The sequence below is a fragment of the Pseudomonas sp. SWRI77 genome (assembly GCF_014269105.1).
In the GTDB taxonomy this organism is placed as follows: Bacteria; Pseudomonadota; Gammaproteobacteria; order Pseudomonadales; family Pseudomonadaceae; genus Aquipseudomonas; species Aquipseudomonas capeferrum.
In genome coordinates this window covers 21,572-47,418 of record NZ_JABWRV010000003.1, presented here as the reverse complement: position 1 = coordinate 47,418, position 25,847 = coordinate 21,572, and the positions used below count along the sequence as shown (strand labels likewise).

Here is a 25,847-nt window from a genome sequence, read left to right as displayed (position 1 = left end):
TGATCGCATTTCTACGATTCATGACTAAGCTTCAAAACTTCGTTAAGTCATCTTGGATGGCGATACGCAGTGCCCGCCGAGTTCGTAAAGGGAAGCGCGATGAATACACTCAACCTCAGCCGCCAACGTCTTGCACACTCAATCATTTTCGGCCTTGGTCTGCTTGCTGGCGACGCCTGGGCGGGCGGAATTCTGGTTTATGAAACCGGTCAGGAAGGTAACGGCCTGGCCAACGCGGGCGCCGCTGCATTGGCCAGCGATCCCAGTGTTCTCATGAGCAACCCGGCGGGTATCACCGAGCTGCAAGGAACCCAGGTCAGCGCCAATGCCCAGGTAATTCTTGGCCACATGCGCTTTTCCCGCGACAGTAACAATCAGTTCGACGGCAACGAAGGGGGCAACGCCCTGCAATACTTGCCCGGTTCCAGTCTGTTCATCAGTCATCAAATCGACGAGCGCTCAGCGGTGGGTTTTGGCATGTACGGTAACTTTGGACTCGCACTGAATTACGACGACGACTGGGCTGGCCGCTATTTCAATCAAGAGGCCGCAATTATCGGTGTGTCGTTTCAGCCCACCCTGGCGCACAAATTCACCGATGATCTGTCCATCGGTATAGGGCCGCGCATCATGTTCGCCTACTACCGTAACGAGATGGCCATCAACAACAACTTGCTCGGACTGCGTGACAGTCCCGACGGGCAACTGGAGTATAAAGACACGGATGTCGGAACCGGGGTGAATCTGGGGCTGCTGTACCGACTGAACGCGCGCACGCAGATTGGTTTGGCCTACACCAGCAAGATCGATCTGGAATTCAAGGACAGCCCCAGTGTGAACAAGGTCAGTAATCCACTAATCAACGCCGCGTTGAGCAGACTCGATGTGAATGATCTCGACTTGGATATGGCGGTGCCACAGACCGCTCTCATCAGCGTCGCACATGAATTGAATTCGCAATGGAAGCTACTCGGCAGCCTCGGCTGGCAAGACTGGAGTGAGTTTGGCAGCATCGGCATAGACGTCGACGTAAGCGCTACCGATGTCAGCCGAACCGTTGACCGCAAATACAAAGACACCTGGCACGCCTCGATTGGCACCCAATACCAGGCCACCCAAAAATTACGCTGGAGCATGGGCATCGGTTACGACAGCTCAGCAGTCGATGATAAGGATCGTACGGTTGACAACCCCATGGGGGAAGCCTGGCGACTGGCTACTGGAGTCAACTACCAAATCGATGAAGGGCTGGATTTGCACGCAGCCTATACCCTGGTTTGGCTCGGCGATATGGACGTCGAACAAACGAAAGCACGCTCGGGTGATACGCTTTCGGGTACTTACCGCAATGCGGCCTTACATATCATTGGTGGCGGTGCGACCTGGCGCTTCTGAATGCTGATCGCTTCGCCTCTGTCTCAGCGTGGAAACAACAACGTTACGGCGAAGCGAACCCCCCAGCCCTGTGGGCCATCATCCGGGCTGTCGAGCCAGTATCGCGGCCCAGCCTGTACCGTCAGTGGGTGCCCTGAGATCTTCAACAATTGCGTGACCGTGAGATTGATCGGCACCGACCATTCGCGTGACTGCCAGTTGTAGGTCGATTCCGTATTGACCCCATACGTGGTGAGCGTGCTGGTGGTGTAGGAAAGAAAAGGCTGTAGGAAGGTCTGGTTGACCTTTTCCTTGTCGTCCGGCGGGCTGCCCTCCAGCCCCCAGATATGGTTGGCAAGTATTCCGTGAGTCCAGCCATTGGCCTGTTTAAGCGCAACGGCGGTCGGGCCGATGCCCCACTGTTCACTACCGAGCAATTCATCACTACCGGTGGGAACCAACAACGCCGGGCCGACACCGAGTATCCAGCCACTTTCCGTAGGCTCTTTGGGCGAGAAGAAAAAGCTCTGGGTGATATCGCCGACACCCGACTTGTCCGCCGCACCGTTGGGTGCCAGGCCGTGTTGATCAATAATCGGCAGGATGGTGCGCGAAATCAGGTTCCAGTCATCGTTGAGGGTAAATGGCAGCACTGGCTGAATATTGGTCACGCTGTGCATGCCTTCCCCGCTCGGCCCCATTTTCTGATCCCAGTTGTATTGCACCGGCAAGCTGTACATGGCTGCCACGGGATTGAGGGCTTTTTTCGCCAATTCTGCCGAATCTTCAGCCTGGGCCATGGGTACAACGCACAGCGACGCGAACAGTGCCGAACGGGTGTAACTCCAATGTTTTTCCAGATCCATCACTCATCCCCTGAAATCGACTAAGCAGGGATGAGCGTAGGCAACGGCGATCAATGTGCAAAATTCACCAGCGTTGGAGCCTTTCCGCGATATGGTCTAAGGTCGTGTCTCTACGCATGGCAGCTGACCATCGCTGAGGTTCGATAACCTGCCCAAAGACAAGTTCTATTGGCCGGATCGCCACTATGCTTCGCTGTTGATGACGGATGAAAACAAGCGTTTCTCCTTTGAGTACGCCGACAGTATTGATCTGATCGGTCGGGCGGCGGAGTACTTCTGGTGTACCTATATGCCGAAGGCATTGAGCGACTCACCGGCAACCCAATACCTGATGGCCATGTCCGATAAAAACGGCAAACCCTTTGAGCCTGGCAAGACCTACAAGATCAGCGTCCCCGCCAACATGCCGGTCAAACAGTTCTGGGCATTGACCGTTTATAACCGTGACACCATGCCGTTCATCTACAGCGATACCAATCGCACGACACTGTCCTCCTATGACCTGGACGCGATGAAGAAAAATGCGGACGGCAGCGTCACGATTTACATCGGCCCCAAAGCGCCTGCCGGGCTTGCCAGCAACTGGATTCCCACCGCCGGGAAGCGGCCGCTACCGGCTATGCGCTTTTATGGCGGCACTACGGCCCGCACCAAACAATCAGTACAGATTAGGCTCCATCTCGAGCTCAACCCCGAACCGCTCGCGGATGTCCGCCTGGATGCGCCGCGCCAAGTCATGCAACTGCGCCCCGCTCGCCTGGCCATAGTTGACCAGCACCAACGACTGCAGCCGATGCACGCCCGCATCGCCATCGCGATACCCCTTCCAGCCCGCCTGCTCGATCAGCCACCCCGCCGCCAACTTCACCTGGCCATCAGCCTGAAGGTAAGCCACAACGCCCGGGAAACGCCCGCGAATACCCTCGACAAGTTCAGCAGAGACCACCGGGTTCTTGAAAAAACTCCCGGCATTGCCCAATTCGGCCGGGTCCGGCAACTTCTCCCGGCGAATGCTGCAGATAGCGTCGCTGATCGCCTGCGCGCTGGGCTGTTCAACGCCCTGCTCCACCAAGCGCTGGCGTACCGGCCCATAATCCAGATGAGCCTGCAGCGTATGGCTCAGCGCAAAGCGCACCCGCAAGATCAACCAGCGGCCAGGGTTACGCTTGAACAGGCTGTCGCGATAGCCAAAGGCGCACTCTTCCAGACCAAAATCACGCAACTCACCGGTCTGGCGATCCAGCGCAGTCAAGCCGGCGAACACATGCTTGATCTCGACGCCATAGGCGCCCACGTTCTGCATCGGTGCTGCGCCCACGGTGCCCGGGATCAGGCTGAGGTTTTCCAACCCGCACAAACCTTGCGCCAGCGCCCACTGCACGAACGGGTGCCAAGGCTCACCCGCCTCGGCTTCAACCACCACGCGCTCGCCGTCATCGCTCAGCACGCGGCGGCCACGGCTGGCCATGTGCAGCACCAGCGCATCGATATCACCGGTCAACAGCAGGTTGCTGCCTCCGCCGATGACCAGCACCGGCAGCCCGCGCTGCTGTGCCTGGGCCAGCGCTTCGCGCACCTCGTCATCATCATGCACCTGGCTGAAATACCGGGCCTTGACGTCAATGCCGAAGGTATTGAAAGGCTTGAGCGAAACCTGCTCCTGCCAAAGCGCTGTCATAACCGCCCCTTGATTTCCACCACCAATGCCTGGCACGCCACCTCGATCAGGTCCAGCACCTGCTCGAAACCGGCGGCGCCACCGTAGTACGGGTCTGGCACCTCATTCAGCTCCGCGCCATAGCGGCGCAGGAAAAGGTCGAGCTCACCTGACGCCGAATGCGGGCGCAGGGCACGCAAGTGGCTCAGGTTGCTCTCGTCCATGGCCAGGATCAGGTCGTACTCGGCAAAGTGCGCCACGCTCACCTGCTGGGCGCGTTGCTGCGAAAGGTCATACCCGCGGGCCAGCGCGGCCTTGCAGGTACGGCCGTCTGGGGCCTTGCCGACGTGCCAGTCACCGGTACCAGCCGACGCCACGTGCACCTGCTCGGCAAGCCCTGCGGCCTGCAACTGATGACGCAGCACGCCCTCGGCGGTGGGCGAGCGGCAGATGTTGCCCAGGCAAACGAACAGGACGCGCATCAAGCCTCCAGCAGGCGCCTTACGCGCTCCAGGTCTTCAGGGGTGTCGACACCCACGGCGGGCGCCTCGATGGCGTCTTCGACATGAATGCGCACGCCATGCCACAGGGCGCGCAACTGCTCCAGCGCCTCGGTCTGCTCAAGCCAGCACGGGCCCCAGCCGACGAAGTCCTGCAAAAAGCCCACGCGGTAGGCATACATGCCGATGTGACGGCGGTAGGGCACACCTTCGGGCAGTTGGTCGCGGCCCTTGGCGAAGGCATCACGCGCCCAGGGCAGCGGCGCACGGCTGAAACTCAAGGCCAGGCCGTTCTTGTCGCTGACGACCTTGACCGCATTGGGGTTGAACACGGCCTGCGGCTCGTGGATCGGCTCGGCCAGGGTGGCGATGCCGGCTTCCGGGTGGGCCGCGAGGTTCGCCGCCACCTGGTCGATGATCACCGGCGGGATCAGCGGCTCGTCACCCTGCACATTGACCACGATGGCGTCGGCAGGCAAGCCGAGACGCGCCGCCACTTCGGCCAGGCGATCGGTGCCGGACTCATGGTCGGCGCGGGTCAGCAGCACTTCGGCGCCAAACGCCTGGCAGGCCTCGACGATACTGGCATCGTCGGTGGCGATGACTACACGGCTGGCAGCACTTTTACGCGCCTGTTCCCACACGTGCTGGATCATCGGCTTGCCGGCGATCGTTAACAGCGGCTTGCCCGGCAGGCGCGTGGAGCGCAGGCGGGCGGGAATCACCACGGTGAAGTCCAGGCTCATTTGTCCAGACGCTCGTCGTCGGTCAGGGTACGCGCTTCGCTTTCCAGCATCACCGGGATGCCGTCGCGGATCGGGTAGGCCAGGCCCGCGCCCTTGCTGATCAGCTCGGTCTTGTCGGCGCTGAGCTTGAGCGGGCCTTTGGTGATCGGGCAGGCCAGGATATCGAGCAGTTTGGTGTCCATGGAAGCTTCCTTGAGGCCAAGTGGCCGGCAATTGATTAGGGGCTCAGGGCTTACGGTGCCCAGGCAGCAAGCGTTGCAGCTGGCTGTCGAACCAGGCGCTGAACGCCGGCGACGGCTGCGCCTCGACGGCCAGGTACCACCAGTCGTTGGCAGCGAAGGCACGGCATTTGACCGCGTCCTTCTCGGTCATCACCAGCGGCAATGGCGGTGTGAACGACAGGCGGTCGGCGCTGAATTGTGCGTGGTCGGCAAAAGGGTGCGGCACCGGCTGCCAGTTTAGCCCCAGCAGGGTATTGAAGAAACGTTGCGGGTTACCGATACCCGCCACCGCATGCAGGCGCTGGCCTGCCGGGAACAGATCAAGGCCGCGACGCTCGCCGCTGCGCACATTGACCAGCGCGGACGGCTGCAAGCGGAAGGAAAAACCTGCTTCTGCGTCAGCGCTGGCACCGTTGAACAGCACCGCATCGGCCTCTTGCAGGCGTTCGACCGGCTCGCGTAGCGGCCCGGCCGGCAGGCAGCGCCCATTGCCAAGGCCACGGGCGGCATCAATCAGCACCAGCTCAAGGTCGCGCGCCAGGCGGTAGTGCTGCATGCCGTCATCGCACAGGATCAGGTCAAGCGGCTCGCTGGCCAGCAGCGCCTGTACGGCGCGGGACCGATCAGGGTCGATCATCAGCGGCACGCCCGTGCGCTGCACGATCAACAGCGGTTCATCACCGGCCTGTTCGGCGCGCTGATCGGCCTCGACGCGCCAGGGCAGATGCATGGGCTTGGCGCCATAACCGCGGCTGACCACCCCCACCTTGAGCCCCTGCTTTCGGCAATGCTCGATCAGCCAGAGGATCATCGGCGTCTTGCCAGTACCGCCCACAGTGATATTGCCCACCACGATGACCGGCACCGGGGCTCGGTAGCTGGCGCTTTCACCCCTGAGAAAACGCGCACGCTTGCGCATCACCACACGGCGGTACAGGGCTTCGAGCGGGCGCAGCAGCGCCAGCGCCGGATGCCCGGCGTACCAGGCAGCGAGCAAACGGTCGGCGAAGGCCATCAAGGTGTCCCCTGGGCGGCCTCGACGGTGGTCATGCGCAACTGGCTGAAGCCGAGCTTGCCGGCCGCATCCATCGCGGTAACCACGGCCTGGTGCGGGGTCTTGCCATCGGCGCTGATCGCCAGCGGCAAACTGTGATCACCGCCCGACGCCTGCTCGATGGCCTCGCTCAAGGTGGCCAGGTCGCTCTTGGGCAGCAGGTTGTTGTTCACCGAATACACGCCCTCGGCGCTGATGGTGATCTCCACCCGCTTGCCCTCATCGGCCGGCGGCTGCTCGGCACTGGCGGCCTCGGGCAGCTCGACGCGCAGTTGCGTCTCGCGGGTGAAGGTGGTGGTGACCACGAAGAACAGCAGCAGGACGAACACCACGTCGATCAACGACGCCAGGTTGATGTCGACGTTCTCCCGCTGGCGATTGCGCCGAAACTTCACGCCTTGCCTCCGGCCACTTCGACTTCGCGGTCGCCCTGAATCACTTCCACCAGCTTGATCGCCTCTTGCTCCATACCGACTACCAGCTCATCGATGCGGCGCAGCAGGAAGCGGTGGAAGAACACCGCCGGGATACCGATCATCAAGCCCGCTGCGGTGGTGACCAGTGCCTTGGAGATACCGCCGGCCAGCACAGCGGCATTGGCAGTCATCTGCGAGCCCATGAAGGCGCTGAAGATGTCGATCATGCCCAATACGGTGCCCAGCAAGCCCAGCAGCGGGGCCATCGCGGCAATGGTGCCGAGGGTGCTGATGTAGCGCTCAAGGTCGTGGATGACGCGCGACGCTGCCTCCTCGATGCACTCTTTCATGATCTCGCGACCATGGCGTGAGTTGGCCAGGCCCGCAGCGAGGATTTCGCCCAACGGCGAATCGGCGCGCAGGGCCTTGAGCTTGTCACTGGTGAGTTGCTTGTCCTTGATCCACATCCAGACCTGGCCCAGCAGGTGTGGCGGGGTCACGCGGCTGGCGCGCAGGGTCCACAGGCGCTCGACGACGATAGCCATGGCAACGATGGAACTCAGAATGATCGGCAGCATCATCCAACCACCGGACTTGACCAATTCCCACACAGTAAACGCCCCTTCGGAAAAAGGCCGCCACTCTATCATAGGAGCGCAGGGGGCTCATCTGCCGAAGGTCAGGGAATTGGCTGCCGGGTTTTCAGCGGTAGCGCTTCAGGGCCTCATTCCCCACCCCGCCAAAACCGCCGCTGCCCGCGCACACCTTCCACCGCCCCCTGCGCCCCCAACACCAACCGCAACGCCCCTTCCACCGCCGTATCATGAATCGCCAGCCCATGCCGCCGATAACGTTCGACCACTTGCGCATGTGGATGACCAAAACTGTTGTTACGCCCCCGCGAGATCAGTACCCCGCGCGGCGCCGTAGCGCGGATAAACGCCTCGGTGGACGAACTACGGCTGCCATGGTGCGGTGACTGCAACCAATCGATACGTGTCGCCCCGTGGGCCGCCAGCCATGACCGTTCGGCACCCGCCTCCATATCCCCAGCCAACAGCAGCCGCTCCCCCTGCGCCTCGACTAGCAGCACACAAGAGCGGTCATTGCTGCTTTGCCCTTCGGCCCAACGCCATAGCGAAAAGCGCACCCCATCCCATTCCCATTGCTCCCCACTGGCACATGGTTGCAGCGCCAGGCCCTCCAGCGCCTCGCCACCCAGCATCCGCCTGACCGGCAGCCCACGGTGGATAGCCCCAGCACCGCCCGCATGGTCGGCGTGGGCGTGGCTGATCAACATCAGGTCAAGGCTGCCCACCCCCAACTTGCGCAGGGTTGGCAGCACCACCTTCTCGCCCAGGTCGTACTCACCCTTGGCCGGCCCGGCATCGTAGAGCAGGCTGTGATGACGGGTACGCAGCAGTACCGCCAGCCCCTGGCCGACATCCAACTGCCAGACTTCCACCTGCCCTGCCGCCACCGGCTCTCTGGGTACCCACAGGGCCAGCAGCATGACCCCACCCAACCCGCGCATGGGCACGCCACGGGGCAACAACACCAACAGCGCGGCCACGCCAACCAACGCCCAGGCCCACAGTGGCAGAGCCGGCGGCAACCAGGCTGGCCGCAAGCCCGCGACCACGGCCAACCCCCTGAACAGCACATCCAGTAAGCCACCGGCCAGCCACAACAGCGCCTCCCCGAAGCCCGGCAGGGGCAAAAGCAACGTACCCAGCAACGCCAACGGCAAAACCGCCAGGCTGACCCACGGTACCGCCAGCAGATTGGCCAGCGGCGCGCTCAGGCTCACCGGCAAACCAGTGGCCAGCAGCACCGGCAGCAAACCGATAGCGATCACCCACTGCGCGCGCGTCCAGGCCTGCCAGGGCCGCCAGCCGCCCAACCGGGCGCTGAAGCAATAAATAAGAATGGCCACGGCAGAAAACGACAGCCAGAGCCCAGGCAACAGCCCCGCCAACGGTTCGACCAGCAGCACCGCGACCAGCGCCAGCAGCAACGGCAGCATGGCGCCGAGGTGGCGAAAACGCAGGCGCCAGAGCAGCACCACGGCCAGCATCAGGCAGGCGCGCTGTACCGGTACGCCAGCGCCGGCCAGCCAGCCATAGGCCAGTGCTGCCGCCATGGCCAAGCCACACGCCCAGGGCAACCAGGGCAGCCGTGCGGGCCAAAGCCCCCACCGCGCCAGCCCGGCGACCAAGCCATACAGCAGGCCCGCGACCAGACCGATATGCTGCCCAGAGATCACCAGCAGGTGGACCGTGCCCGTGGCCTGCAACGTCTGCCAATCCTCGCGGGCCAGGCCCCCGCCATCCCCAAGCACCAACGCCACCAGCGCCGCCTGCCGGCCGTTGGCATCGACCGCCAGCAGGCGTTGGCGCAGTTCGTCCCGCCAGCCACCGGCCACTGCGTTCAACACCTGCCCAGCCTTGACCGTGCCAGTGGCGCCAATCCGCCGGGCCAGCAACTGCGCTTCGCGATCAGGCCCGTGCGGGTTCAGCAGCCCGGCAGGGCGCTGCAAGGTCACCGCCAAACGCCAATGCTCGCCCGCCCTGAGTGGCGGCCCGTCGTACCAGCTCAGCTGCAAGCGCCGTGGCAATGCGCCACGCCGCGAAGCGGCCTGCTCCAGCTCGAACCGCACACCTTGCGCGGTGCGGCTCGGCAGGCCGGCTACCCTGCCCTCCAGCCACACTGTGCGGCCATCAAGCCCAGGCGCGAGCCGATCGTCCAGCGCGTTCTGGGCCGACCAGCACGCCCAGCACAGCCCCAGCACAAAGCAGCCCAATGGCCACAACCGGGTGAACAGGCTGGCGACGGCGCCGAGCAACAGCACAAGCAGCCATCCGACCGATGGCAATACGGGAAGAAAACCCAGGCAAAGCAGCCCGAGTGCGAGCGCAAACATCCCTGTGCGCATAAGGTAGAGCCCCAGAAGCGAAATGACCTTCTGAGGCATAGCGCAAATGCTGGCAAACCTTGCTCAACAATTGTCACAAACTCTAAACGAGGCGGTTAGGGATTCAAGGCATACTGCCCCGATAAACGCCCCGGGAGCCTACATGCCGCGCCGTCTTTTCAAACGCTACATGCCGGATCCGACCAGCATTCGGGAACACAAGTCCTTACGCTTTTTCGGCAAATTGCTGCACGACCCGAACCTCTGGCACCTGAACCGGCACTCGGTGGCTCGGGCCATGGGCGTGGGGCTGTTCGCAGCGCTGATCCCCATCCCCATGCAGATGCTGCTGGCCGCTGCGCTGGCGATCCCGGTACGTGGCAACCTGCCAATCGCCGTCAGCCTGGTATGGCTGACCAACCCGCTGACCATGCCACCGGTGTTCTTCATCACCTACATGACCGGCGCCTGGCTGTTGCAGATCCCGCCGCGCACACTGCCCGACGAACTGACCTTCGAATGGATCACCGACCAACTGTCGACCGTGTGGCAACCCTTCCTGCTGGGCTCGGTGGTGTGCGGCGTGGTGCTGGGCATCCTCGCCTACTTCACCACCATGCTGTATTGGCGCTGGTGGGTTGGCCGGCAGTGGCGCCGGCGCAAGCTCAAATGCTCATGCACGCATGCCGCGGCCGCTGACCAGCAGGCGAATGCAGAGGGTGTAGAGCACCGCAGTGGCGACCAGCATGAAGGTGATCGCCGTGCCAATGCTGATATCCGACACCCCTAGGATGCCGTAGCGGAACGAGTTGACCATGTGCAGCACCGGGTTGGCCATTGACACGGCCTGCCAGAACGGCGGCAGCAGGTTGATCGAATAGAACACCCCGCCCAGGTACGTCAGCGGCGTCAGCACGAAAGTGGGGATGATCGAGATGTCATCGAAGTTACGTGCGAACACCGCGTTGACGAAGCCGAGCAACGAGAAAATCGTGGCCGTCAGCAGCACCACGACGACAGTGACGCCAAGGTGATGCACCTGCAGGTGAGTAAAGAACATCGACAGGATCGTGACGATCACCCCCACTGCCAGCCCACGCAATACGCCGCCCAGCACATAGCCGACGAGAATAGTGTGCGGCGATACCGGCGACACCATCAGTTCTTCGATCGAGCGCTGGAACTTGCTGCCGAAGAAACTCGACACCACATTGCCATAAGAGTTGGTGATCACCGACATCATGATCAACCCGGGCACGATGTACTCCATGTAGGTAAAACCACCCATGTCGCCGATCTGCCGGCCGATCAGGTTACCGAAGATGACGAAGTACAGGACCATGGTGATCGCTGGCGGCAGCAAGGTCTGTGGCCAGATCCGCAGGAAGCGCCGCACTTCACGGTAGACGATGGTGTTGAGGGCGACCCAGTTGGTGCGCAGTTCCACACTCATACGGCCACCTTCGACAGGTTTTTTTCCACCAGGGACACGAACAGCTCCTCAAGTCGGTTGGTCTTGTTGCGCAAGCTCTGCACTTCGATGTTCTGCAGCGCCAGCTGGCCGAACAGCGCCGTGATGCCGATGTCCTTGTCCACCTGCACCTCCAGGGTATGCGGGGTGATCAACCGGCACGGGTAGCCCTGTAGCGCAGGGGCGGCGGGCAGGTCCTGCTTGAGGTCGAGAACGAAGGTTTCGACATGCAGCTTGCCCAGTAGCTGGCGCATGCTGGTGTTCTCGACGATGGTGCCGTGGTCGATGATGCCGATGTTACGGCACAGCTGCTCAGCCTCTTCCAGGTAATGCGTGGTGAGGATGATAGTGATGCCCTTCTGGTTGAGCTCGGTGAGGAAGCTCCACATCGACCGGCGCAGCTCGATGTCCACACCAGCGGTGGGCTCATCGAGAATCAGCAGGCGCGGCTCATGGATCAGCGCACGGGCAATCATCAGCCGGCGCTTCATGCCACCCGACAGCGAACGCGACTGCACGTCGCGCTTGTCCCACAGGCCCAACTGGGTCAGGTACTGCTCGGCGCGTTCCCTGGCAAGCTTGGGTGGGATGCCGTAATAGCCAGCCTGGGTGACGACGATATCGAAGGTCTTTTCGAACTGGTTGAAGTTGAATTCCTGCGGCACCACGCCCAGGCAGCGCTTGAGCGCAGAAGGCTCGCGGTCCAGGTCGTGGCCGAACACGTTCACCGTGCCGCTGGTCTTGTTGACCAGGGTCGAAAGAATACCGATTGTGGTGGATTTACCGGCGCCGTTGGGGCCGAGCAAGGCGAAAAAGTCACCTTCGGCGACGTCCAGATCGATGCCTTTGAGGGCCTGGAAGCCATTACCGTAGGTTTTGGTCAGCTGTCGAATGGACAGGGCAGAACTCATAGCGGGTCACGTACCGAGTGAAAAGGTCAGGACACGCCAGGGCAAATCACTGGCGCAGTGAGTGCGGCCATGGTGCTAGGGCCGGCCGCACAAGTACAGTCATGTGTATTGATAGTGACTATCGAGGCAGGTTCAAGTCAGCGCTGTCATCACCGCTGCCTGATAGGCGGGGCGCTGTTTGAGGCGCGCGTACCAGGCCTCCAGGTGATACATGGCCGGGCGTTCGATGGGCAGTTCGAACCAGGCATAGATGAAGCTACCCAGTGGGATGTCGCCCATGCCGATCTGGTCACCCGAAAGGTAGGGTTGCCTGGCCAGGGTTTCATCGGCAATCGCCAGCAATTGCGCGCACTGCTTGTGTGCGGCGTTGATCGCCACCCAGTCGCGCTGGTCTTCAGGCGTGCGCAGCAGGCCCCAGAACAACGGGCGGAACGGGGTGGCGAAGGACGAGGTGGTCCAGTCCATCCACTTGTCTGCCAGGGCCCGCTGACGCGGGTCGTCCAGGTACCAGCCCTGCGCCTGGCCGTACTCGGCGCAGAGGTAGCGCACGATGGTATTGGACTCCCACAGGGTCAGGTCGCCATCTTCGAGCATCGGCACCAGGCCATTGGGGTTGCGTGCACGGTAGTGCGGCTCGTTGACCACGCCGAAAGCGCCGCCGGCATCGATGGATTCGAAGTCGAGGCCCAGCTCGTGGGCGACCCACAGCGCCTTGCGCACATTGCTCGAGTTCTTGCGGCCCCAGATCTTCAGCATGGCAACGTCCTTATGAGTGCAGAGGGCTGAAGTCTACTCCAGACCTGCGCCGCCTGTACCAGCATAGACAGACGATGCCCTGAAACTCCTGCTGCCACACCCTGTCACTGTTCTGACGATGCCGTTCATAGCGTTGCGTCTAAGCTCTGTGGGTTAGCTCTAGCCCCTGGTTCCAAGGAGGAGTGATTATGTTGCTGTTGTGGTTGGTGGTTCTGGTGATCGGCGCTGCGTACCTCACGCACCGGCGCCTGCCGCCCTTGCAGATACTCGGCATCATCGCCATCTATACGCTGCTGATGGGTATCTTCAGCAAGGCCCCCGGCTGGCTGCTAGCGGTGATCTGGCTGATACTCGCAGCCAAAACCGCGCTGCTGGTGCTGCCTGACTGGCGCCGCAAGGTATTCACGGGCCCTGTGTTCAAATGGTTCCAGCGTACCTTGCCGCCCATGTCGCAAACCGAACGCGAAGCGATCGATGCTGGCACCGTGTGGTGGGATGGCGAGCTGTTCAGCGGCCGCCCGGACTGGCGCACCCTGCTCGCCTACCCGGCGCCGAAACTCACCGAAGAGGAACAGGCCTTCATCGATGGCCCGACCGAAGCGCTCTGCGCCATGGTCAGTGACTGGCAAATCGGCCAGGACATGGACTTGCCGCCCGAGGCCTGGCAGCACATCAAGACGCATGGCTTCTTCGCCCTGATCATCCCCAAGGAGTACGGCGGCAAGGGCTTCTCTGCCCATGCCCATTCCCAGGTGGCCATGAAACTGGCCACGCGCAGCGGCGACCTGGCCTCCACCGTCATGGTCCCAAACTCACTGGGCCCGGCCGAGCTCCTGCTGCATTATGGTACCGACGAACAGCGCAACCACTACTTGCCGCGCCTGGCCCGCGGTGAAGATATCCCTTGCTTCGCCCTCACCGGCCCGCTGGCCGGTTCCGATGCGGGCGCCATGCCTGACACGGGTGTCATCTGCAAAGGCCAATGGCACGGCGAAGAGGTCATCGGCCTGCGTCTGAACTGGGAGAAGCGCTACATCACCCTGGGCCCGGTCGCTACTCTGCTGGGCCTGGCCTTCAAGGCCTATGACCCAGACCATCTGCTTGGCGAAGAAGAAGAGCTCGGTATCAGCCTGGCGCTGATCCCGACCGATACCCCTGGCGTTGAAATCGGCAAGCGCCACCTGCCACTGGGCGCGGCCTTCATGAATGGCCCTAACAGTGGCAAGGACGTGTTCGTGCCCCTGGACTTCCTCATCGGCGGCAAGGACATGCTCGGCAAGGGCTGGATGATGCTGATGAACTGCCTGTCGGTGGGCCGTTCCATCTCGCTGCCAGCCGTAGGCACAGGCGCGGCCAAGTACACCAGCCTGGTGACCGGCCAGTACGCGAACATTCGCGAACAGTTCAACGTGCCACTGGCCGCCTTCGAAGGTATCCAGGAATCGCTGGCCCGCATCGGCGGCAACGCCTGGCTGATGGACAGCGCCCGCTTGCTGACGGCCAAGGCCGTGGACCTGGGCGAGAAACCTTCGGTGTTGTCGGCCATTCTCAAGTACCACCTGACCGAGCGTGGCCGCGAATGCATCCAGCATGCCATGGACGTACACGGCGGCAAGGGCATCATCATGGGCCCCAACAACTACCTGGGGCGCAACTGGCAAGGGGCGCCGATCTTCATCACCGTCGAAGGCGCCAATATCCTCTCGCGCAACCTGATGATCTTTGGCCAGGGCGCCATCCGCTGCCACCCGTTCGTACTCAAGGAGATGGCACTGGCCGCTCGCGAAGACCGTGACCAGGCGCTGGTCGAGTTCGATGAACTGCTGATGAAGCACATCATGTTCGCCGCCGGCAATGCGGCCAGCACCTTGGTGTATGGACTGGGGTTGGGCCACCTGGAAAAAGTGCCGGGCGATGCCCTGAGCCAGGGCTACTTCCGCGCCCTCAACCGCCAGGCGGCAGCCTTTGCACTGATGGCCGACTTGTCGATGATGCTGCTGGGCGGGGCACTCAAGCGCCGCGAACGCCTGAGCGCACGCCTGGGTGATGTGCTGAGCTACTTGTACCTGGCCTCTGCCGCGCTCAAGCGCTATCACGATCTGGGCTCCCCAGAGCACATGCGAGCGCTGTTGCGCTGGGCGATGGAGGAGAGTCTAGGCCAGGCGGAAAATGCGCTGGACCGTCTGCTCGACAACTTCCCCAACCGCTTCATGGGCTGCGCGCTGCGCGTGCTGGTGTTTCCGTTCGGCCGTCGTCATACCGGCCCCAGTGATGAACTGGATGCCGAAGTAGCCGAACTGATCGGCCGCAGCAAGGGTGACCCTGCACTGGAAGAGCTGCTGGCCGGTTGCTACAGGCCCCAGGCAGAAGGCGATCCGGTTGCGGCGCTGCAACGGGCAAGCGACCTGCTGGATGACGTAGCGCCCCTGCACAAGGCCCTGCACCAGGCGCTCAAGGAAGGCAAGGTGCAACCGGCAGCCGGGCAGTTGGCGGTTGACGCTGCCGTCGACTCGGGTGTGCTTCAGCCTGCGGAGGCTCAGCGCCTTCATGCTGCCGAAACGGCTCGGCGAGCGGTGATCGATGTGGATGCGTTCGACAAGGCGCAACTGCTGCCGACAACAGGCAAGGTGCGCTGAGCGATCGGCAAAAGGGGCCGCACAGCGGCCCCGACCGGCGTATACTCCGCCCCCGTTTTCAGCCACCCCGAGGTCCCTTCCATGGCCACCCCGCACCTGGACTACCACCTGCAACTGCTGCATCACCTGCGCACCATCCTGGTTGCCCTGGGCGAAGCCGAGCAGGTGCCAGAAGAAAGCCACGCCCTGTTCCTCGAGCGCTTCGACGAACTGCTGACACTGCTGCCCCAAGACCCTCTGGAGAGTCAGTACCTGGGCCAGGACCTGATCTGCCAGGTCATCCAGCGCTATCCGCAGATCGCTCATCTGGTGCCACGTGACTTACTGTGGTTCTTCGGCGGCGACTGCCTGCACTTCATGCCCGACGATGAGTTGGACTTATATCAGCAGCTCGAAGAACGTCGCCATGAAGCCGAGCAAAATGATGAACCCTTCGACTGGCACCTGGAAAAAAAACTGTTGGCCCTGCCAGGCCAGGGTGACTTGCACTGACCGGCCCAGCCTGATTACGCCTCATGCCCTGCGTGAGGCGTAATTCTCACACCCGGCCGTCACTCAGCAGTTAAACCCCCGCCTCCTTATTTACCCCACCTTGCAAACTATTCTGATTGCAACTCACCCGCACCCCACACGGCCTTCCTTTCCCACCTAAACTTCTTCAGAAAATACAACATAAAAATCTGCATTCGCCTATTTGAAAAAAATAATTGGCAGTCACTGCAATATTCAGTATTGCACATTAAAAACACCCACCCCTACACTTGCAACCGGCGTCACGCCCCAAACTAACCACGCTCGTCAGTTTGCGCATGATTGCCACATACACTCCACTATCAAACCAGAGGTCATTAATGAAGAAGTCTCTTCTCGCGCTTTCGCTCGGCCTGCTTTCGGCAACGGCTATGAATACCGCATTTGCCAACACCGGCATCATCAACTTTGAAGGCAGCATTACTGCCGACACTTGCCCAATTACCATCATCGATCCGGGCAGTGGCGCGAACAATAGCGTAGACATGGGCAGCGTCCCTGCAGCAAGCTTCACCGCCGCCAACCAGGAACGCGTGGGCAAGCGCTTCAACGTCGTAATCCCGGACCGAGATGAATGCAAAGGCACCAACAACGAAGCCAACGTATTGTTTGCCGGCGGTACAGACTTAAGCGGTAATTTTTTCGCGATCAAAAGCGGACCCGATACTGCAGACAATATTGCCATCGCCATCCGCGACCGCAACTCCAACTTGCTGGTTCCTGGTACAGAATCGGCTAATATGTCCCTCGCCCCCAGTGGCGAGACTGTTATTCCGTTCTATGCCTACTACCGCTCGCTTGGCGAAAATGTCACTGCCGGCGAAGCCAAGGCGGATGTGAACTTCACCGTCACCATCAAGTAACACTGAGCACACGTACAACGTTAAGCGTTGTACGCCTGTTTGAATGTCATTGCCAGGCGCGCGCTGCGCCTGGCTCAGGGGGCTACCCACATGCCATTTTCATTGTATCGGGCGCTTCGTGCGCATCCCGCCGTGGCCGCCTGCGCGGCCGTAGTCATGCTCGGCATGCCAACTGCAGATAGCCACGCGGCGTTGACCCTGAGCAATACCAGAATCATCCATCAGAGCGACAACCGCAGCACCTCGGTAGTGGTTCGTAACCCGAGCCAACAGACGTACGCGGTACAGGCCTGGATCAACACTGAAGCGGACGACAATGTCAGCGTGGTACCGCTGCTGCCGGCGCCCGCATTATTCCGTCTGGAACCGGGCAACGAACAACTGCTGCAGATCAACGCACTGCCCAACACATTGGCCGAAGACCGCGAATCGCTGTTCTTCCTCAATGTCCAGGAAATCCCGCAGGCCGTTCCTGGCCAAGGCAATGCTTTGAACATTGCCCTGCGCACTCGGCTGAAACTGTTCTACAGGCCCCATCAGCTCAAAGGCACCCCGGCGACCGAGGCTAAAAACCTGCAGTTCTCATTGCGCATGGTCGCAGGTGAGGCTCACTTGCGGGTGCACAACCCCTCCCCTTTCCATATCACGTTCAGCCAGCTCAACCTCGCCGACCCGCAGCAATCCGCCCGCGTGAAAAACCCGGCCATGCTTGCCCCTTTCAGTGGCGAAGACTACGTCGTCAAGGGCATCCAGCCCAGCAGCCAGCTTCAGGCGGAGTTCGGCGTGATCAATGACTTCGGTGGGTTCACCCCATTGCTCAAGCAACCCGTCGCTGCCACCCGTTAACAGCCCCCCGGCAAGGATTCGTCCCAATGATCGTTATCACGCCTAGCTGGCGGGCATCAGGCCGTCAGTGGTATGGCTTTTTGTGCCTGTCAGGTAGCTTGGCCATCTGGACGCCGACCGTTCATGCGCAAAGTACCGCCCCCGTGGAATTCAATGCGGGCTTTTTGCGCCATACCAGTGAGCTTGCCCAAGGCGTATCCAGCGCGATCCTCAACACATTGAGTGAGCATCAGACCCTCGCCGCAGGCCGTTATCGGGTTGATATCCTGGTCAACCTCAACCCAGTAGGCAGCCGCGAACTGGACTTCAGCGCAGACGACAATCAGCAGCTTGCGCCCTGCCTGCCCGCAGCAATGCTCGCCGAGTTCGGTGTCAGGGCAGAGGGTTTGGCCGATGCCAGCCTCAGCAACGCCGCCTGCCTCGACCTCGCAAGGGTCATCCCGGGCGCCACAGTCGATTTCGATAGCAGCACACTGCAAGTGGCGCTTTCCGTCCCGCAAATCGCCATGCGCCGCGGCATCGCCGGCAGCGTCGACCCTGCACGATGGGACAAGGGGATCAACGCTGCGTTCATCAATTACCAGGCATCCACCCTGCAGGGCCGCCATCGCCGCAGCGGGAGCACTGCCAGCAGCGATCTGTACCTGAACACGGGGATCAATCTCGGCGACTGGCGCCTGCGCAGCAGCCAGTCGTGGCGCGATGCCAACGATGGCGAACAGCAGTGGACCCGCACCCAGACCTACGCACAACGGGATATCCCCGGCACCCGCGCCAACCTTACCTTGGGCGAGACCTTTCTCGACAGCGACGTGTTTCGAGGCATCCCGGTCAGCGGTGTACGCATCGCCTCGGACATTGGCATGCTGCCCGACGTACTGCAAAACTATGCCCCGATCATCCGTGGCGTGGCGCAGACGCGGGCGAAACTGGAAGTGTGGCAAAACGGCTACCCGATCTACTCAACCTTCGTCAGCCCAGGCCCCTATGCGATCGATGACCTCAGCACCTCTGGCAGCGGAGAACTGGAGGTTGTCCTGACCGAAGACGACGGCGAGGTAAAGCGCTTCACCCAACCGTACTCCAGCATCGGCAACCTCATGCGCCGGGGCGTATGGCGCTACAGCGCGGCATTCGCCCGTTACAATCCTGCCAGCAGCTTGGACAAGCCATGGCTGGCGCAGGGCACCCTCGCGACAGGTCTGGCGTGGAACACCACCCTGTACGGCGGCCTCATGGCCAGTGAGTATTACCACGCCGCCAACCTGGGTGTGGGCCGGGATTTTGCCGAACTGGGCGCGTTGGCCTTTGACGTTACCCACGCCCGCGCCGAGGTGGATGCCAACACCGGTGCCCAAGTGCAGGGGCTGAGCTACGCACTGAAATACGGCAAGGCCTTTATCACCGGCACTAGCCTGCGCTTTGCCGGCTATCGCTATTCGACCGAAGGCTACCGAGATTTTGACGAAGCGGTAAGCCAACGCGGCCGCGAGGGCCTGTTTCTGGGTAGCCGCCGTAGCCGCATGGAGGCGTCAGTTCACCAGTCGCTGGGCAAACGCCACTCACTGAGCTTGAGCCTGTCGCAGCAGGATTACTGGCAACACAACGACACACAGCGCCAATATCAACTCGGCTTCAATACCCACCTGGCAGGCGTCAGCTGGAACCTGTTCGCTTCACAGTCGTTGTCTGATGCACGTGGCAAGTCCCGGCAACTTGGCCTGAGCCTGTCCATGCCGCTGGAGTTCGGGCGCTCTACCCACGTTGGCTACAACGTCTTCAGCAATGCCAACGGCTACAACCAGCGCGCCTCGCTCAGGGGCAACGAAAAAGGCTACAGCTACAACGCAAGCGTCGGCCAGGATGAACGCTACCGCAACAACGCTGCCCTGACGATCATCCATCAAGGCCCGTATGCCTCGGTCAGCACAGGCCTGACCGAGGCCAGCGACTATCGCAACTTCTCCTTGAACGCCAGCGGTGCGGTATTGCTGCACGGTGACGGGCTGCTGTTCGGCCCCTACGTGGGGGACACGGCGGCAGTGGTCGAGGTGCCGGCGGTGGCGGGGGTGGGTGTGCAGAACGCGACAGCCGCACAGACCAACCAGGACGGCTACGCCATGATCCCCTACCTGCAACCCTATCGGGTCAATAACCTGGTTTTACAGACCGACCAACTGGGCCCCGAAGTCGAGATCGACAACGGCACCGCGCAAGTCGTACCGCGACGCGGCGCCATCGTCAAACAGCGCTTCGCCGCCCGCCACGTTACCCGCCTGGTGCTGACCCTGCACGACGCCGGTGGCCAGCCGCTGCCATTCGGCGCTCGCCTGCAAGACCGCGACGGCCAGATGCTTGGGCTTATTGGCCAGGGCGGGCGCGTCATGCTGAGCGACGTCGAACAGGCCCAGACCTTGAGCGTGCAATGGGGTGATCAGGCGGATGATAGCTGTGAGTTCGACGTCGACCCGCAGGCCCTCGACAGCACCCAGGGCTACCGCCTGCAAAACCTAACTTGCGCTTGAATGCATCGCACGAGGAAACCGCACACATGAGATCAATCAAGTCCTGGCTACCCTTGGCCGCGCTCGTGGTCATCGCTGGCCAGCACCAGCAGGCACTGGCAAATGAAGTCACGAGTCATTATTGCCATTGGGACAGCAAGCAGCCGAGCGGACCAATGACATTTACCAGAGACTTAGGCACCGTCCACGTGCCGCGCGACGCCAGGGTGGGACGGCTGCTGGGCATCGAGAACAATCAGGCCTTTACCCCCAATCCCGAACGCGCAAGGCTTGTGTGCAATAACGATGGAACGCAGCGCTATACATTCACGTTCAGCGAGATGCAGGCGTTGGTACCGGTGCCAGGTTTTGATGGCCCCGTCATGCCCACCAATGTGCCGGGCATTGGCGCACGGGTGCGCATCGGTAGTCCGTTCAACAACCTCAACGACTCGCACTTCGTCCCGATAGGTGAGCCCTTTGTGCCCTTCCAGGCCGTCCACAACCGGCAGTCATGGCTGACGGAATTCGCGTTCACCCACCTGAGCCACAGGGTCACACTCGTGAAAACAGATGACACACCCCTGGGTATACACAACCTGGATACTCCCCTGTTCAGCGGCCACCTGGATCACCCGAACATCGGCCATGCCTTCATCTACTACCTGAAGGGGCAAATCAGGAATACCGAATGCAGCCTGAGTGGCAGTGGGGTCAGCGCCAACCCGGTGCTGCTGGGCGACTGGGCCACCTCGGACTTCACCGGCGTTGGTTTCGTCACCCGGCCGACGCCCTTCCAGATCGTCCTGAGCGGCTGCCAGATCGACCCGGACCGCAATACCTACGCCACCATCGAATTCGCCGGGGTCAACGGTTCAGTACCCATCGGCCCGCCCAGCGACGGCGTGTTCGGCTTAACCGGGGACTCCGGCGCCGAAGGCGTAGGCATCCGCTTGCTCGGGGACGGCGGCAGCCCGGTGCCTTTGCAGACCGAAGTGGAACTGGTGCCGCTCAACGATGGCACGACCACACTCAACTTCGCAGCGCAGTTCATTCAGACCAAGCCCAGCAACGCTGTGCGTGCCGGGCTGGCCAAAGGCGCCTTGAACTTCATCGTCCGCTATCGCTAACCTGCCGGGGTTCAACGGGCTGCGCTGGTGGTACCGCTGAGCACGTCTTGTGGGTCGTAGCTATAACTCGCTGACGTTTCAGGCGTCACCACCTGCAGCAGGCGGTTCAGCGAGTCGTAGTGAAACTCGCGCCCCGCCTCGTCGCGCACCAGATTGCCGTTGGCGTCATACGTCAAATCGATGCGTTTCGGGTAATCGTCATGGTCATTGGTGATCGAGCTCAGCTGCACAGGGTCGGTATTGTCGAAGGCGTAGATCGCCTGGTTGTCCCCGCCCGGGAAGAGGGTGATGACCCGGGTGATATTGTCCAGCTCGTCAAAGGAGAAGGACTGTCGAGTGATCGTCTTGCCGTAAGGGTCAACCGGGGCCAGCGGGCTGTCCGGGGTGCAAGTGTAGCGGATAAGGCGGCCTCTTCTGTCGTAGTAATATGCCTCGTCACGAAGTACCTCCTCGCCCTCCTTCAGCACACGCTTGGTAATATTATCGATGTCGTCGTAGTGCTGTTCGAGGGTCTGGACAGAATCGCCAAAGTCAAAGGTACGCAACTGCTCGCGTTCGAATGCATCGTAGTGCAGTGAGGTCTTCAAGACCTGCCCACTGAGCATGTCCCGGGTGGTGGTAGTTTCGTTGCGCCCGAAGGCGTCATACGTGAAGTCCGCCTGGATCAACACTTCCAGTTCGGGCTCGGGTTCCTGGTGATGCACCTGGTACGCGGGCACTGGCCCAGATACCGGGCGGCACAGCTGGGTCTGCAGCAAACGGCCGGCAGTGTCGTACTGGTACAGCTGGAGTTGTTCGAGAACATCGGCATACGCCAGGATGCGCCCACGCAGGCTGTAGTCGTAGCTCATGCTGTGGCTCTGTTCATCGTCACGCTGTTCATACTTGACCTGGCCAGTGCTGAAATACTCACGCGTGACTTTCATCTCGGGGGTATCGCAACTGAGCAGGCGGCCATTCTGCGGATCACGCTGATAGTTGGCCGTGACGCCCGACAGGATGCGTTTTTGCGGTTCATCGCTGAGCGCTGGCAGGTATTCATATTCGACCACTTCACCATCGGCGGCGATCATCCGGCTCGGTTGTGCCTGGCCAGGGGCGTATTCGAAGCGTTGCAAGCGCCCACCGGTGGTGGCGCTGGTACGACGCCCCAAGCCGTCGAAGGTCTGTTCACCCAGCAAGATCGCGTTGACCTTGATGCTGATAGGCAGGTCTTCGCGGCTGTGCGGTGCATAAGCACGGTGAACGACATGGGTGTCGGGCAGGGTATGGGCTAGCAAGCGGTCAAAGGCATCGTAGCTGTACTGGTTGACCCGCGGGTCCAAGCCCTGCCCTACGCTTTCCTTGGTCACACGCCCCAGGCCATCGTACTCGTTACGCTGCAGGCTGATCGCCACATCCTCCAGGTCGAAGCGCTCGATACGCACAGGCTTTCCGAACAGGTTCAGCCAGGTGATGGTTGTGCCGGTAATGGCCTGGCTAGCGCAATGTTCTCGCCATTGTGTGATGATCGGCCCGTTGGACTGGGGCGTGCCGACCGGGTCGGTCTGCTCGAAGGTGCTCACCCCGTCTGGCCCGGTCATACAGTATTGGGCGCCCCAGTCGTCATACTCGAACGTCGTGGTGAGTTCAAGCGTGTCCTGGCCCAGCCAGTCGATTTCAGTTTGCTCGACCATCAAACCAAAGGCATCGTAGCGGGCGCGATAGCTGGGGCGAGACGCACCGTCAAAATCGGGGTTGTCGACATCTTGCCGCTCTTCAGCGATGGCGCGGTTCAGGCCATCGAGACACGAGGTCGTCATGACCTGCTTGACGTCATGTTGCCACTGCATTGCCTGATCGCCTTCATTCGCGCAGAGGCGATATTCGTAACGGCGTGAAGCTTCATAAGGTTTGCCGGGCGCTACCGTTTCGCGAGTGACGCGGCGCAAGGCGTCGTATTCATAACGAATCTCGATGTCGCTTTCGCCCGCCCCCGTCTGGTCTTGGTTGAGCAGCGGCTCGCCGGTGAGCAGCGAATGCTCGAGGTGGATTGTCTTGCTCTCGCCGTCATGGCCGCTAAGCCGCTCTTGCGTCTTCAATACGGTTTCACAGGCATAGGTAGCCGGGGCCTTGGTGTAAACGTATTCAGTGGTGGTCTCGTAAGCCTCCGACACGCCCGGCGAGGACTCGTCGAAATTGCTCACGACCTGCTTGATCACCCTGCCGTGGAGAAAGGCGTCTTCGTCCGCATCGGCATGCTGAAACTGCGTGGTTTCCAGCAGCGCCTTGGAGGAAAGATCGGACAATGACTCTTGTTCGACCAGATGCGCAGGTGCGACGCCGCTGCCGCTCAGGGCCGGCAGGGTAAGGTAGCGATACGTGCGGCAAAGCACGGGCGCAAACCCTTTGCCAGTTGCAGCCGGTGTGGTGGTCGTTTGCTTGAGGTGGCGCACGAAGCCTTCCGGGTCGGCCGGATGACCATCTTCTTCGGCTGCCGAATACCATTGGTTGGTCTGGTTGACACCGGTGGCCTCGGTCTGGGTCAGCAGGTTGCCATGGTTGTCGTAACTGCGGGTAACTCGCTCGGTACGAGGTGGTAGACAACTGCCGTCTAGCGCCCAGCTGCGTACGTCTTCGATCGGCAGCTGACAGGTTGGTGACTGCTGTTCGAAGGGCCTGCCGTCGACCACATGGTAGCGGGTGATGTTCTCCTGTACGTGACCGTTCTGCCGGGTCGTTTCACGGACCATCAGGTGCAGGCGGTTGAAGCGACGCTCAATGACGCGGGCCACACGCCCGCCGATCATTAGCTTTTCATCGGAGCCGTACTCGTAGGCGTCGAGGTAGCTGTACAGGTTGTCGTACCCAGAGGTGTCGTCCCACGGGATCTGTGTGCCACCACCGACGAAGTTGTGAGCACCGGGGTACTCATATTCATGGTCGACAAGCGCCTGCTCAAACCCAGGGTCAACCAGGTAACGGGTGACGCGGGGCAAGGCTGGCCGCCCACTGGCCGGGGGAAATTGGTGGCCGGAGTCGCCATACATCAACTGCTCGTGAGCTCCCGTAGGCGTCCAGGCGTCGCTTACGCACAGGAACCCGCGCACGCTGCTGTAGGCAAAACGCCAACTGGCTCGATCTGCACTGGGCAGTACGATGCTTGAAACGCGCGAGTCAGAGCTGGTCAGGTGAATTTCGTAGGTCGCCAACGGCTCCCCCCCCGCACCCTTCCCGGGTTGCTCCAGCAACGAGACCTTGCCGCCTTCGCGGGTAAGCTTGAACAGCAGCGTGCCATTACCGTCGATGACGCTGTCGAGAATCGGGTGGCGGCTGTCGAACAGGCTGTAAGTTAAATCAAGGCGATGCCCCAAGGGCGAAAACAGCGTGGATGTCATCCACACCTGATGGTCGCGGGTGCCTTGCCGAGTGAGAATCTCGACCAGGCCAGAACGGTGCACAACACGTAAATCCGCATCGCCTTCGCGGTACACATGAAAACTATCTATCTTCTGCTCGCGCAGGGTCATCGGGCTGGTGCCCTGGTCGGTGATCTTGTAGGTTTCGCCGCTACTTAACGCCAGCACCTGGTTGTGGGGGGTGTACTGGGACAGTTGCAAATTCCAGCCCAGGCCATAGCCGGAGTCTTCGCCATTCAACGGGCTGAAAAACAGATTGACCTCGAAGGCAGGGCCCTGCAGGTCATTGCCTTTGATCTCCGGCAACTTGAGCGCCACGGTATATTGACCAGTACGCGGGTCGACACCGCCCTTGACGAAGCTCATAAAGTTGAAGGCATTCGAGTGCACAGAATGTTGAGTAGTCATAACCACCTCATTAACGAGTAGGGATCTCTGCCCGCACGGCCCGATGAGTTACAAGCGTATATACCGTACGCACTGAAATGGCCCACCTTGCCTGGTCTCCGGCACAGCATCTTTACTAATCAGGCGGAGTCCAGGCGCGATAATATTCCTATTCCTCGGATCAAAAGTTGAGAACAGGTCCTCTGCGGAAAATCGCTCACTCGTGACACTGTCAGCGGTCGTCTGCAATGTTGCCCACGTTAACAGACCAATGATGTCAGGCTCAGCACCAACACCACAACTTTCGCCGTACGAGAATTGAAAAAGCCCCGAATTACCCACACCCTCAAATGTAATATGATATGCGCCGTTGGGGCAACCCAATGTTCTGACAATGACTTCATTACTGTAACGCTCTGGCAGGAGAAGGCTGCACGTGGGCCCAGAGGGGTTCCCCTTGCTGTCAGCACCTTGCATTACAATGCGGCCTTGCGCGTTCAAACCTTGTACAACAAGGAGCCCGGCCAGCAACACCCCTACCCTCGATGATCGAACCAGGAAAGTATCTAAAAACATCGTAATTCTCCAATAGTTTTGTCAGGGCTAACGCATCATTTCGCCCGCGTTGGATCCCGGCGTGCCTGAAGCGCCAAACTCACCGTGCAC

The 25,847-nt window shown here is 61.2% G+C and carries 20 protein-coding genes and 2 pseudogenes; 9 read left to right on the top strand and 13 right to left on the bottom strand.

Translation table 11 applies throughout. From position 1 onward, the window contains the following. The first annotated feature begins 99 nt into the window (after positions 1–99). Entirely contained in the window at positions 100–1,395 is a 1,296-nt protein-coding gene (locus HU766_RS04035; protein WP_186653786.1) for an outer membrane protein transport protein, read from the top strand. Between the two features lie 23 nt (positions 1,396–1,418). Here HU766_RS04035 and HU766_RS04030 read toward each other — a convergent pair whose 3' ends face one another. Continuing rightward, positions 1,419–2,240: a transporter gene (locus HU766_RS04030; RefSeq protein ID WP_186653770.1), complete on the bottom strand. Its 822-nt coding sequence runs from the start codon at positions 2,238–2,240 to the stop codon at positions 1,419–1,421. A 199-nt stretch (positions 2,241–2,439) separates the two neighbouring features. Here HU766_RS04030 and HU766_RS26135 point away from each other — a divergent pair. After that, positions 2,440–2,865 (top strand): annotated as a pseudogene (locus HU766_RS26135) (DUF1214 domain-containing protein); the annotation flags it as partial. 33 nt (positions 2,866–2,898) lie between these two features. Here HU766_RS26135 and murB read toward each other — a convergent pair. The 8 genes from murB to HU766_RS03985 form a co-directional block, all read right to left on the bottom strand. Beyond that, positions 2,899–3,918, bottom strand: coding sequence for a UDP-N-acetylmuramate dehydrogenase (gene murB / locus HU766_RS04020; protein ID WP_186653768.1), 1,020 nt, complete (start codon positions 3,916–3,918; stop codon positions 2,899–2,901). Next, positions 3,915–4,379, bottom strand: coding sequence for a low molecular weight protein-tyrosine-phosphatase (locus HU766_RS04015; protein WP_186653757.1), 465 nt, complete (start codon positions 4,377–4,379; stop codon positions 3,915–3,917). The genes murB and HU766_RS04015 overlap by 4 nt, the downstream gene beginning before the upstream one ends. Next, the gene (kdsB, locus tag HU766_RS04010; RefSeq protein WP_186653755.1) at positions 4,379–5,143 is read right to left on the bottom strand and encodes a 3-deoxy-manno-octulosonate cytidylyltransferase; all 765 of its coding nucleotides are present in this window, start codon (positions 5,141–5,143) and stop codon (positions 4,379–4,381) included. Before kdsB ends, HU766_RS04015 begins: the two co-directional genes overlap by 1 nt. Further along, a complete protein-coding gene (locus tag HU766_RS04005) occupies positions 5,140–5,325 on the bottom strand; it encodes a Trm112 family protein (RefSeq protein WP_003247142.1) in 186 nt (61 codons plus the stop codon). Before HU766_RS04005 ends, kdsB begins: the two co-directional genes overlap by 4 nt. A gap of 43 nt (positions 5,326–5,368) precedes the next feature. Next, positions 5,369–6,379 carry a tetraacyldisaccharide 4'-kinase gene (gene lpxK / locus HU766_RS04000; protein WP_186653753.1) on the bottom strand — a complete coding sequence of 337 codons (1,011 nt, stop codon included), beginning with the start codon at positions 6,377–6,379 and terminating at the stop codon, positions 5,369–5,371. Continuing rightward, positions 6,379–6,813: a biopolymer transporter ExbD gene (locus HU766_RS03995; RefSeq protein ID WP_186653751.1), complete on the bottom strand. Its 435-nt coding sequence runs from the start codon at positions 6,811–6,813 to the stop codon at positions 6,379–6,381. The genes lpxK and HU766_RS03995 overlap by 1 nt, the downstream gene beginning before the upstream one ends. Continuing rightward, positions 6,810–7,445 carry a MotA/TolQ/ExbB proton channel family protein gene (locus HU766_RS03990; protein ID WP_033700585.1) on the bottom strand — a complete coding sequence of 212 codons (636 nt, stop codon included), beginning with the start codon at positions 7,443–7,445 and terminating at the stop codon, positions 6,810–6,812. Before HU766_RS03990 ends, HU766_RS03995 begins: the two co-directional genes overlap by 4 nt. Before the next feature lie 113 nt (positions 7,446–7,558). Next, a complete protein-coding gene (locus HU766_RS03985) occupies positions 7,559–9,769 on the bottom strand; it encodes a DNA internalization-related competence protein ComEC/Rec2 (RefSeq protein WP_186653748.1) in 2,211 nt (736 codons plus the stop codon). A 142-nt stretch (positions 9,770–9,911) separates the two neighbouring features. Here HU766_RS03985 and HU766_RS03980 point away from each other — a divergent pair. Beyond that, positions 9,912–10,409 (top strand): annotated as a pseudogene (locus HU766_RS03980) (DUF2062 domain-containing protein); the annotation flags it as partial. Positions 10,410–10,421: 12 nt separating this feature from the next. On the opposite strand, the gene HU766_RS03975 reads toward HU766_RS03980, so the two are convergent. The 3 genes from HU766_RS03975 to HU766_RS03965 all read right to left on the bottom strand — a co-directional run bounded on the left by HU766_RS03975 (position 10,422) and on the right by HU766_RS03965 (position 12,886). Next, entirely contained in the window at positions 10,422–11,201 is a 780-nt protein-coding gene (locus HU766_RS03975) for an ABC transporter permease (protein WP_033700586.1), read from the bottom strand. Beyond that, positions 11,198–12,130 carry an ABC transporter ATP-binding protein gene (locus HU766_RS03970; RefSeq protein ID WP_186653745.1) on the bottom strand — a complete coding sequence of 311 codons (933 nt, stop codon included), beginning with the start codon at positions 12,128–12,130 and terminating at the stop codon, positions 11,198–11,200. The genes HU766_RS03975 and HU766_RS03970 overlap by 4 nt, the downstream gene beginning before the upstream one ends. 132 nt (positions 12,131–12,262) lie before the next feature. Continuing rightward, positions 12,263–12,886 carry a glutathione S-transferase gene (locus HU766_RS03965; protein WP_186653743.1) on the bottom strand — a complete coding sequence of 208 codons (624 nt, stop codon included), beginning with the start codon at positions 12,884–12,886 and terminating at the stop codon, positions 12,263–12,265. A 188-nt stretch (positions 12,887–13,074) separates the two neighbouring features. Here HU766_RS03965 and HU766_RS03960 point away from each other — a divergent pair, with 188 nt between their 5' ends. The 6 genes from HU766_RS03960 to HU766_RS03935 all read left to right on the top strand — a co-directional run bounded on the left by HU766_RS03960 (position 13,075) and on the right by HU766_RS03935 (position 21,396). Next, positions 13,075–15,522, top strand: coding sequence for an acyl-CoA dehydrogenase (locus tag HU766_RS03960; RefSeq protein WP_186653740.1), 2,448 nt, complete (start codon positions 13,075–13,077; stop codon positions 15,520–15,522). An 81-nt stretch (positions 15,523–15,603) separates the two neighbouring features. After that, complete coding sequence (locus HU766_RS03955) at positions 15,604–16,014, top strand: PA2817 family protein (RefSeq protein WP_186653738.1); 411 nt, start codon at positions 15,604–15,606, stop codon at positions 16,012–16,014. A 359-nt stretch (positions 16,015–16,373) separates the two neighbouring features. Continuing rightward, positions 16,374–16,916, top strand: a complete 543-nt coding sequence (locus tag HU766_RS03950; RefSeq protein WP_186653736.1) for a fimbrial protein — start codon at positions 16,374–16,376, stop codon at positions 16,914–16,916. Between the two features lie 90 nt (positions 16,917–17,006). Next, on the top strand, positions 17,007–17,762 hold the full coding sequence (locus tag HU766_RS03945) for a molecular chaperone (RefSeq protein WP_186653734.1): 756 nt from the start codon (positions 17,007–17,009) through the stop codon (positions 17,760–17,762). A gap of 26 nt (positions 17,763–17,788) precedes the next feature. After that, positions 17,789–20,287 (top strand): fimbria/pilus outer membrane usher protein, encoded by a 2,499-nt coding sequence (locus HU766_RS03940; RefSeq protein WP_186653731.1) that lies wholly within the window; start codon positions 17,789–17,791, stop codon positions 20,285–20,287. Positions 20,288–20,313: 26 nt separating this feature from the next. Next, on the top strand, positions 20,314–21,396 hold the full coding sequence (locus tag HU766_RS03935; protein WP_186653728.1) for a fimbrial protein: 1,083 nt from the start codon (positions 20,314–20,316) through the stop codon (positions 21,394–21,396). Between the two features lie 11 nt (positions 21,397–21,407). Here the strand turns inward: HU766_RS03935 and HU766_RS03930 are convergent, their stop codons facing one another. Then, positions 21,408–25,202 carry an RHS repeat protein gene (locus tag HU766_RS03930; RefSeq protein WP_186653725.1) on the bottom strand — a complete coding sequence of 1,265 codons (3,795 nt, stop codon included), beginning with the start codon at positions 25,200–25,202 and terminating at the stop codon, positions 21,408–21,410. Positions 25,203–25,847: the final 645 nt, after the last annotated feature.

Coding starts and splice junctions, on each gene's coding strand:
- HU766_RS04035 (WP_186653786.1), top strand. CDS start 100: ATGAATACACTCAACCTCAGCCGCCAACGTCTTGCACACTCAATCATT.
- HU766_RS04030 (WP_186653770.1), bottom strand. CDS start 2,240: ATGGATCTGGAAAAACATTGGAGTTACACCCGTTCGGCACTGTTCGCG.
- murB (WP_186653768.1), bottom strand. CDS start 3,918: ATGACAGCGCTTTGGCAGGAGCAGGTTTCGCTCAAGCCTTTCAATACC.
- HU766_RS04015 (WP_186653757.1), bottom strand. CDS start 4,379: ATGCGCGTCCTGTTCGTTTGCCTGGGCAACATCTGCCGCTCGCCCACC.
- kdsB (WP_186653755.1), bottom strand. CDS start 5,143: ATGAGCCTGGACTTCACCGTGGTGATTCCCGCCCGCCTGCGCTCCACG.
- HU766_RS04005 (WP_003247142.1), bottom strand. CDS start 5,325: ATGGACACCAAACTGCTCGATATCCTGGCCTGCCCGATCACCAAAGGC.
- lpxK (WP_186653753.1), bottom strand. CDS start 6,379: ATGGCCTTCGCCGACCGTTTGCTCGCTGCCTGGTACGCCGGGCATCCG.
- HU766_RS03985 (WP_186653748.1), bottom strand. CDS start 9,769: ATGCGCACAGGGATGTTTGCGCTCGCACTCGGGCTGCTTTGCCTGGGT.
- HU766_RS03975 (WP_033700586.1), bottom strand. CDS start 11,201: ATGAGTGTGGAACTGCGCACCAACTGGGTCGCCCTCAACACCATCGTC.
- HU766_RS03970 (WP_186653745.1), bottom strand. CDS start 12,130: ATGAGTTCTGCCCTGTCCATTCGACAGCTGACCAAAACCTACGGTAAT.
- HU766_RS03965 (WP_186653743.1), bottom strand. CDS start 12,886: ATGCTGAAGATCTGGGGCCGCAAGAACTCGAGCAATGTGCGCAAGGCG.
- HU766_RS03960 (WP_186653740.1), top strand. CDS start 13,075: ATGTTGCTGTTGTGGTTGGTGGTTCTGGTGATCGGCGCTGCGTACCTC.
- HU766_RS03955 (WP_186653738.1), top strand. CDS start 15,604: ATGGCCACCCCGCACCTGGACTACCACCTGCAACTGCTGCATCACCTG.
- HU766_RS03950 (WP_186653736.1), top strand. CDS start 16,374: ATGAAGAAGTCTCTTCTCGCGCTTTCGCTCGGCCTGCTTTCGGCAACG.
- HU766_RS03945 (WP_186653734.1), top strand. CDS start 17,007: ATGCCATTTTCATTGTATCGGGCGCTTCGTGCGCATCCCGCCGTGGCC.
- HU766_RS03940 (WP_186653731.1), top strand. CDS start 17,789: ATGATCGTTATCACGCCTAGCTGGCGGGCATCAGGCCGTCAGTGGTAT.
- HU766_RS03935 (WP_186653728.1), top strand. CDS start 20,314: ATGAGATCAATCAAGTCCTGGCTACCCTTGGCCGCGCTCGTGGTCATC.
- HU766_RS03930 (WP_186653725.1), bottom strand. CDS start 25,202: ATGACTACTCAACATTCTGTGCACTCGAATGCCTTCAACTTTATGAGC.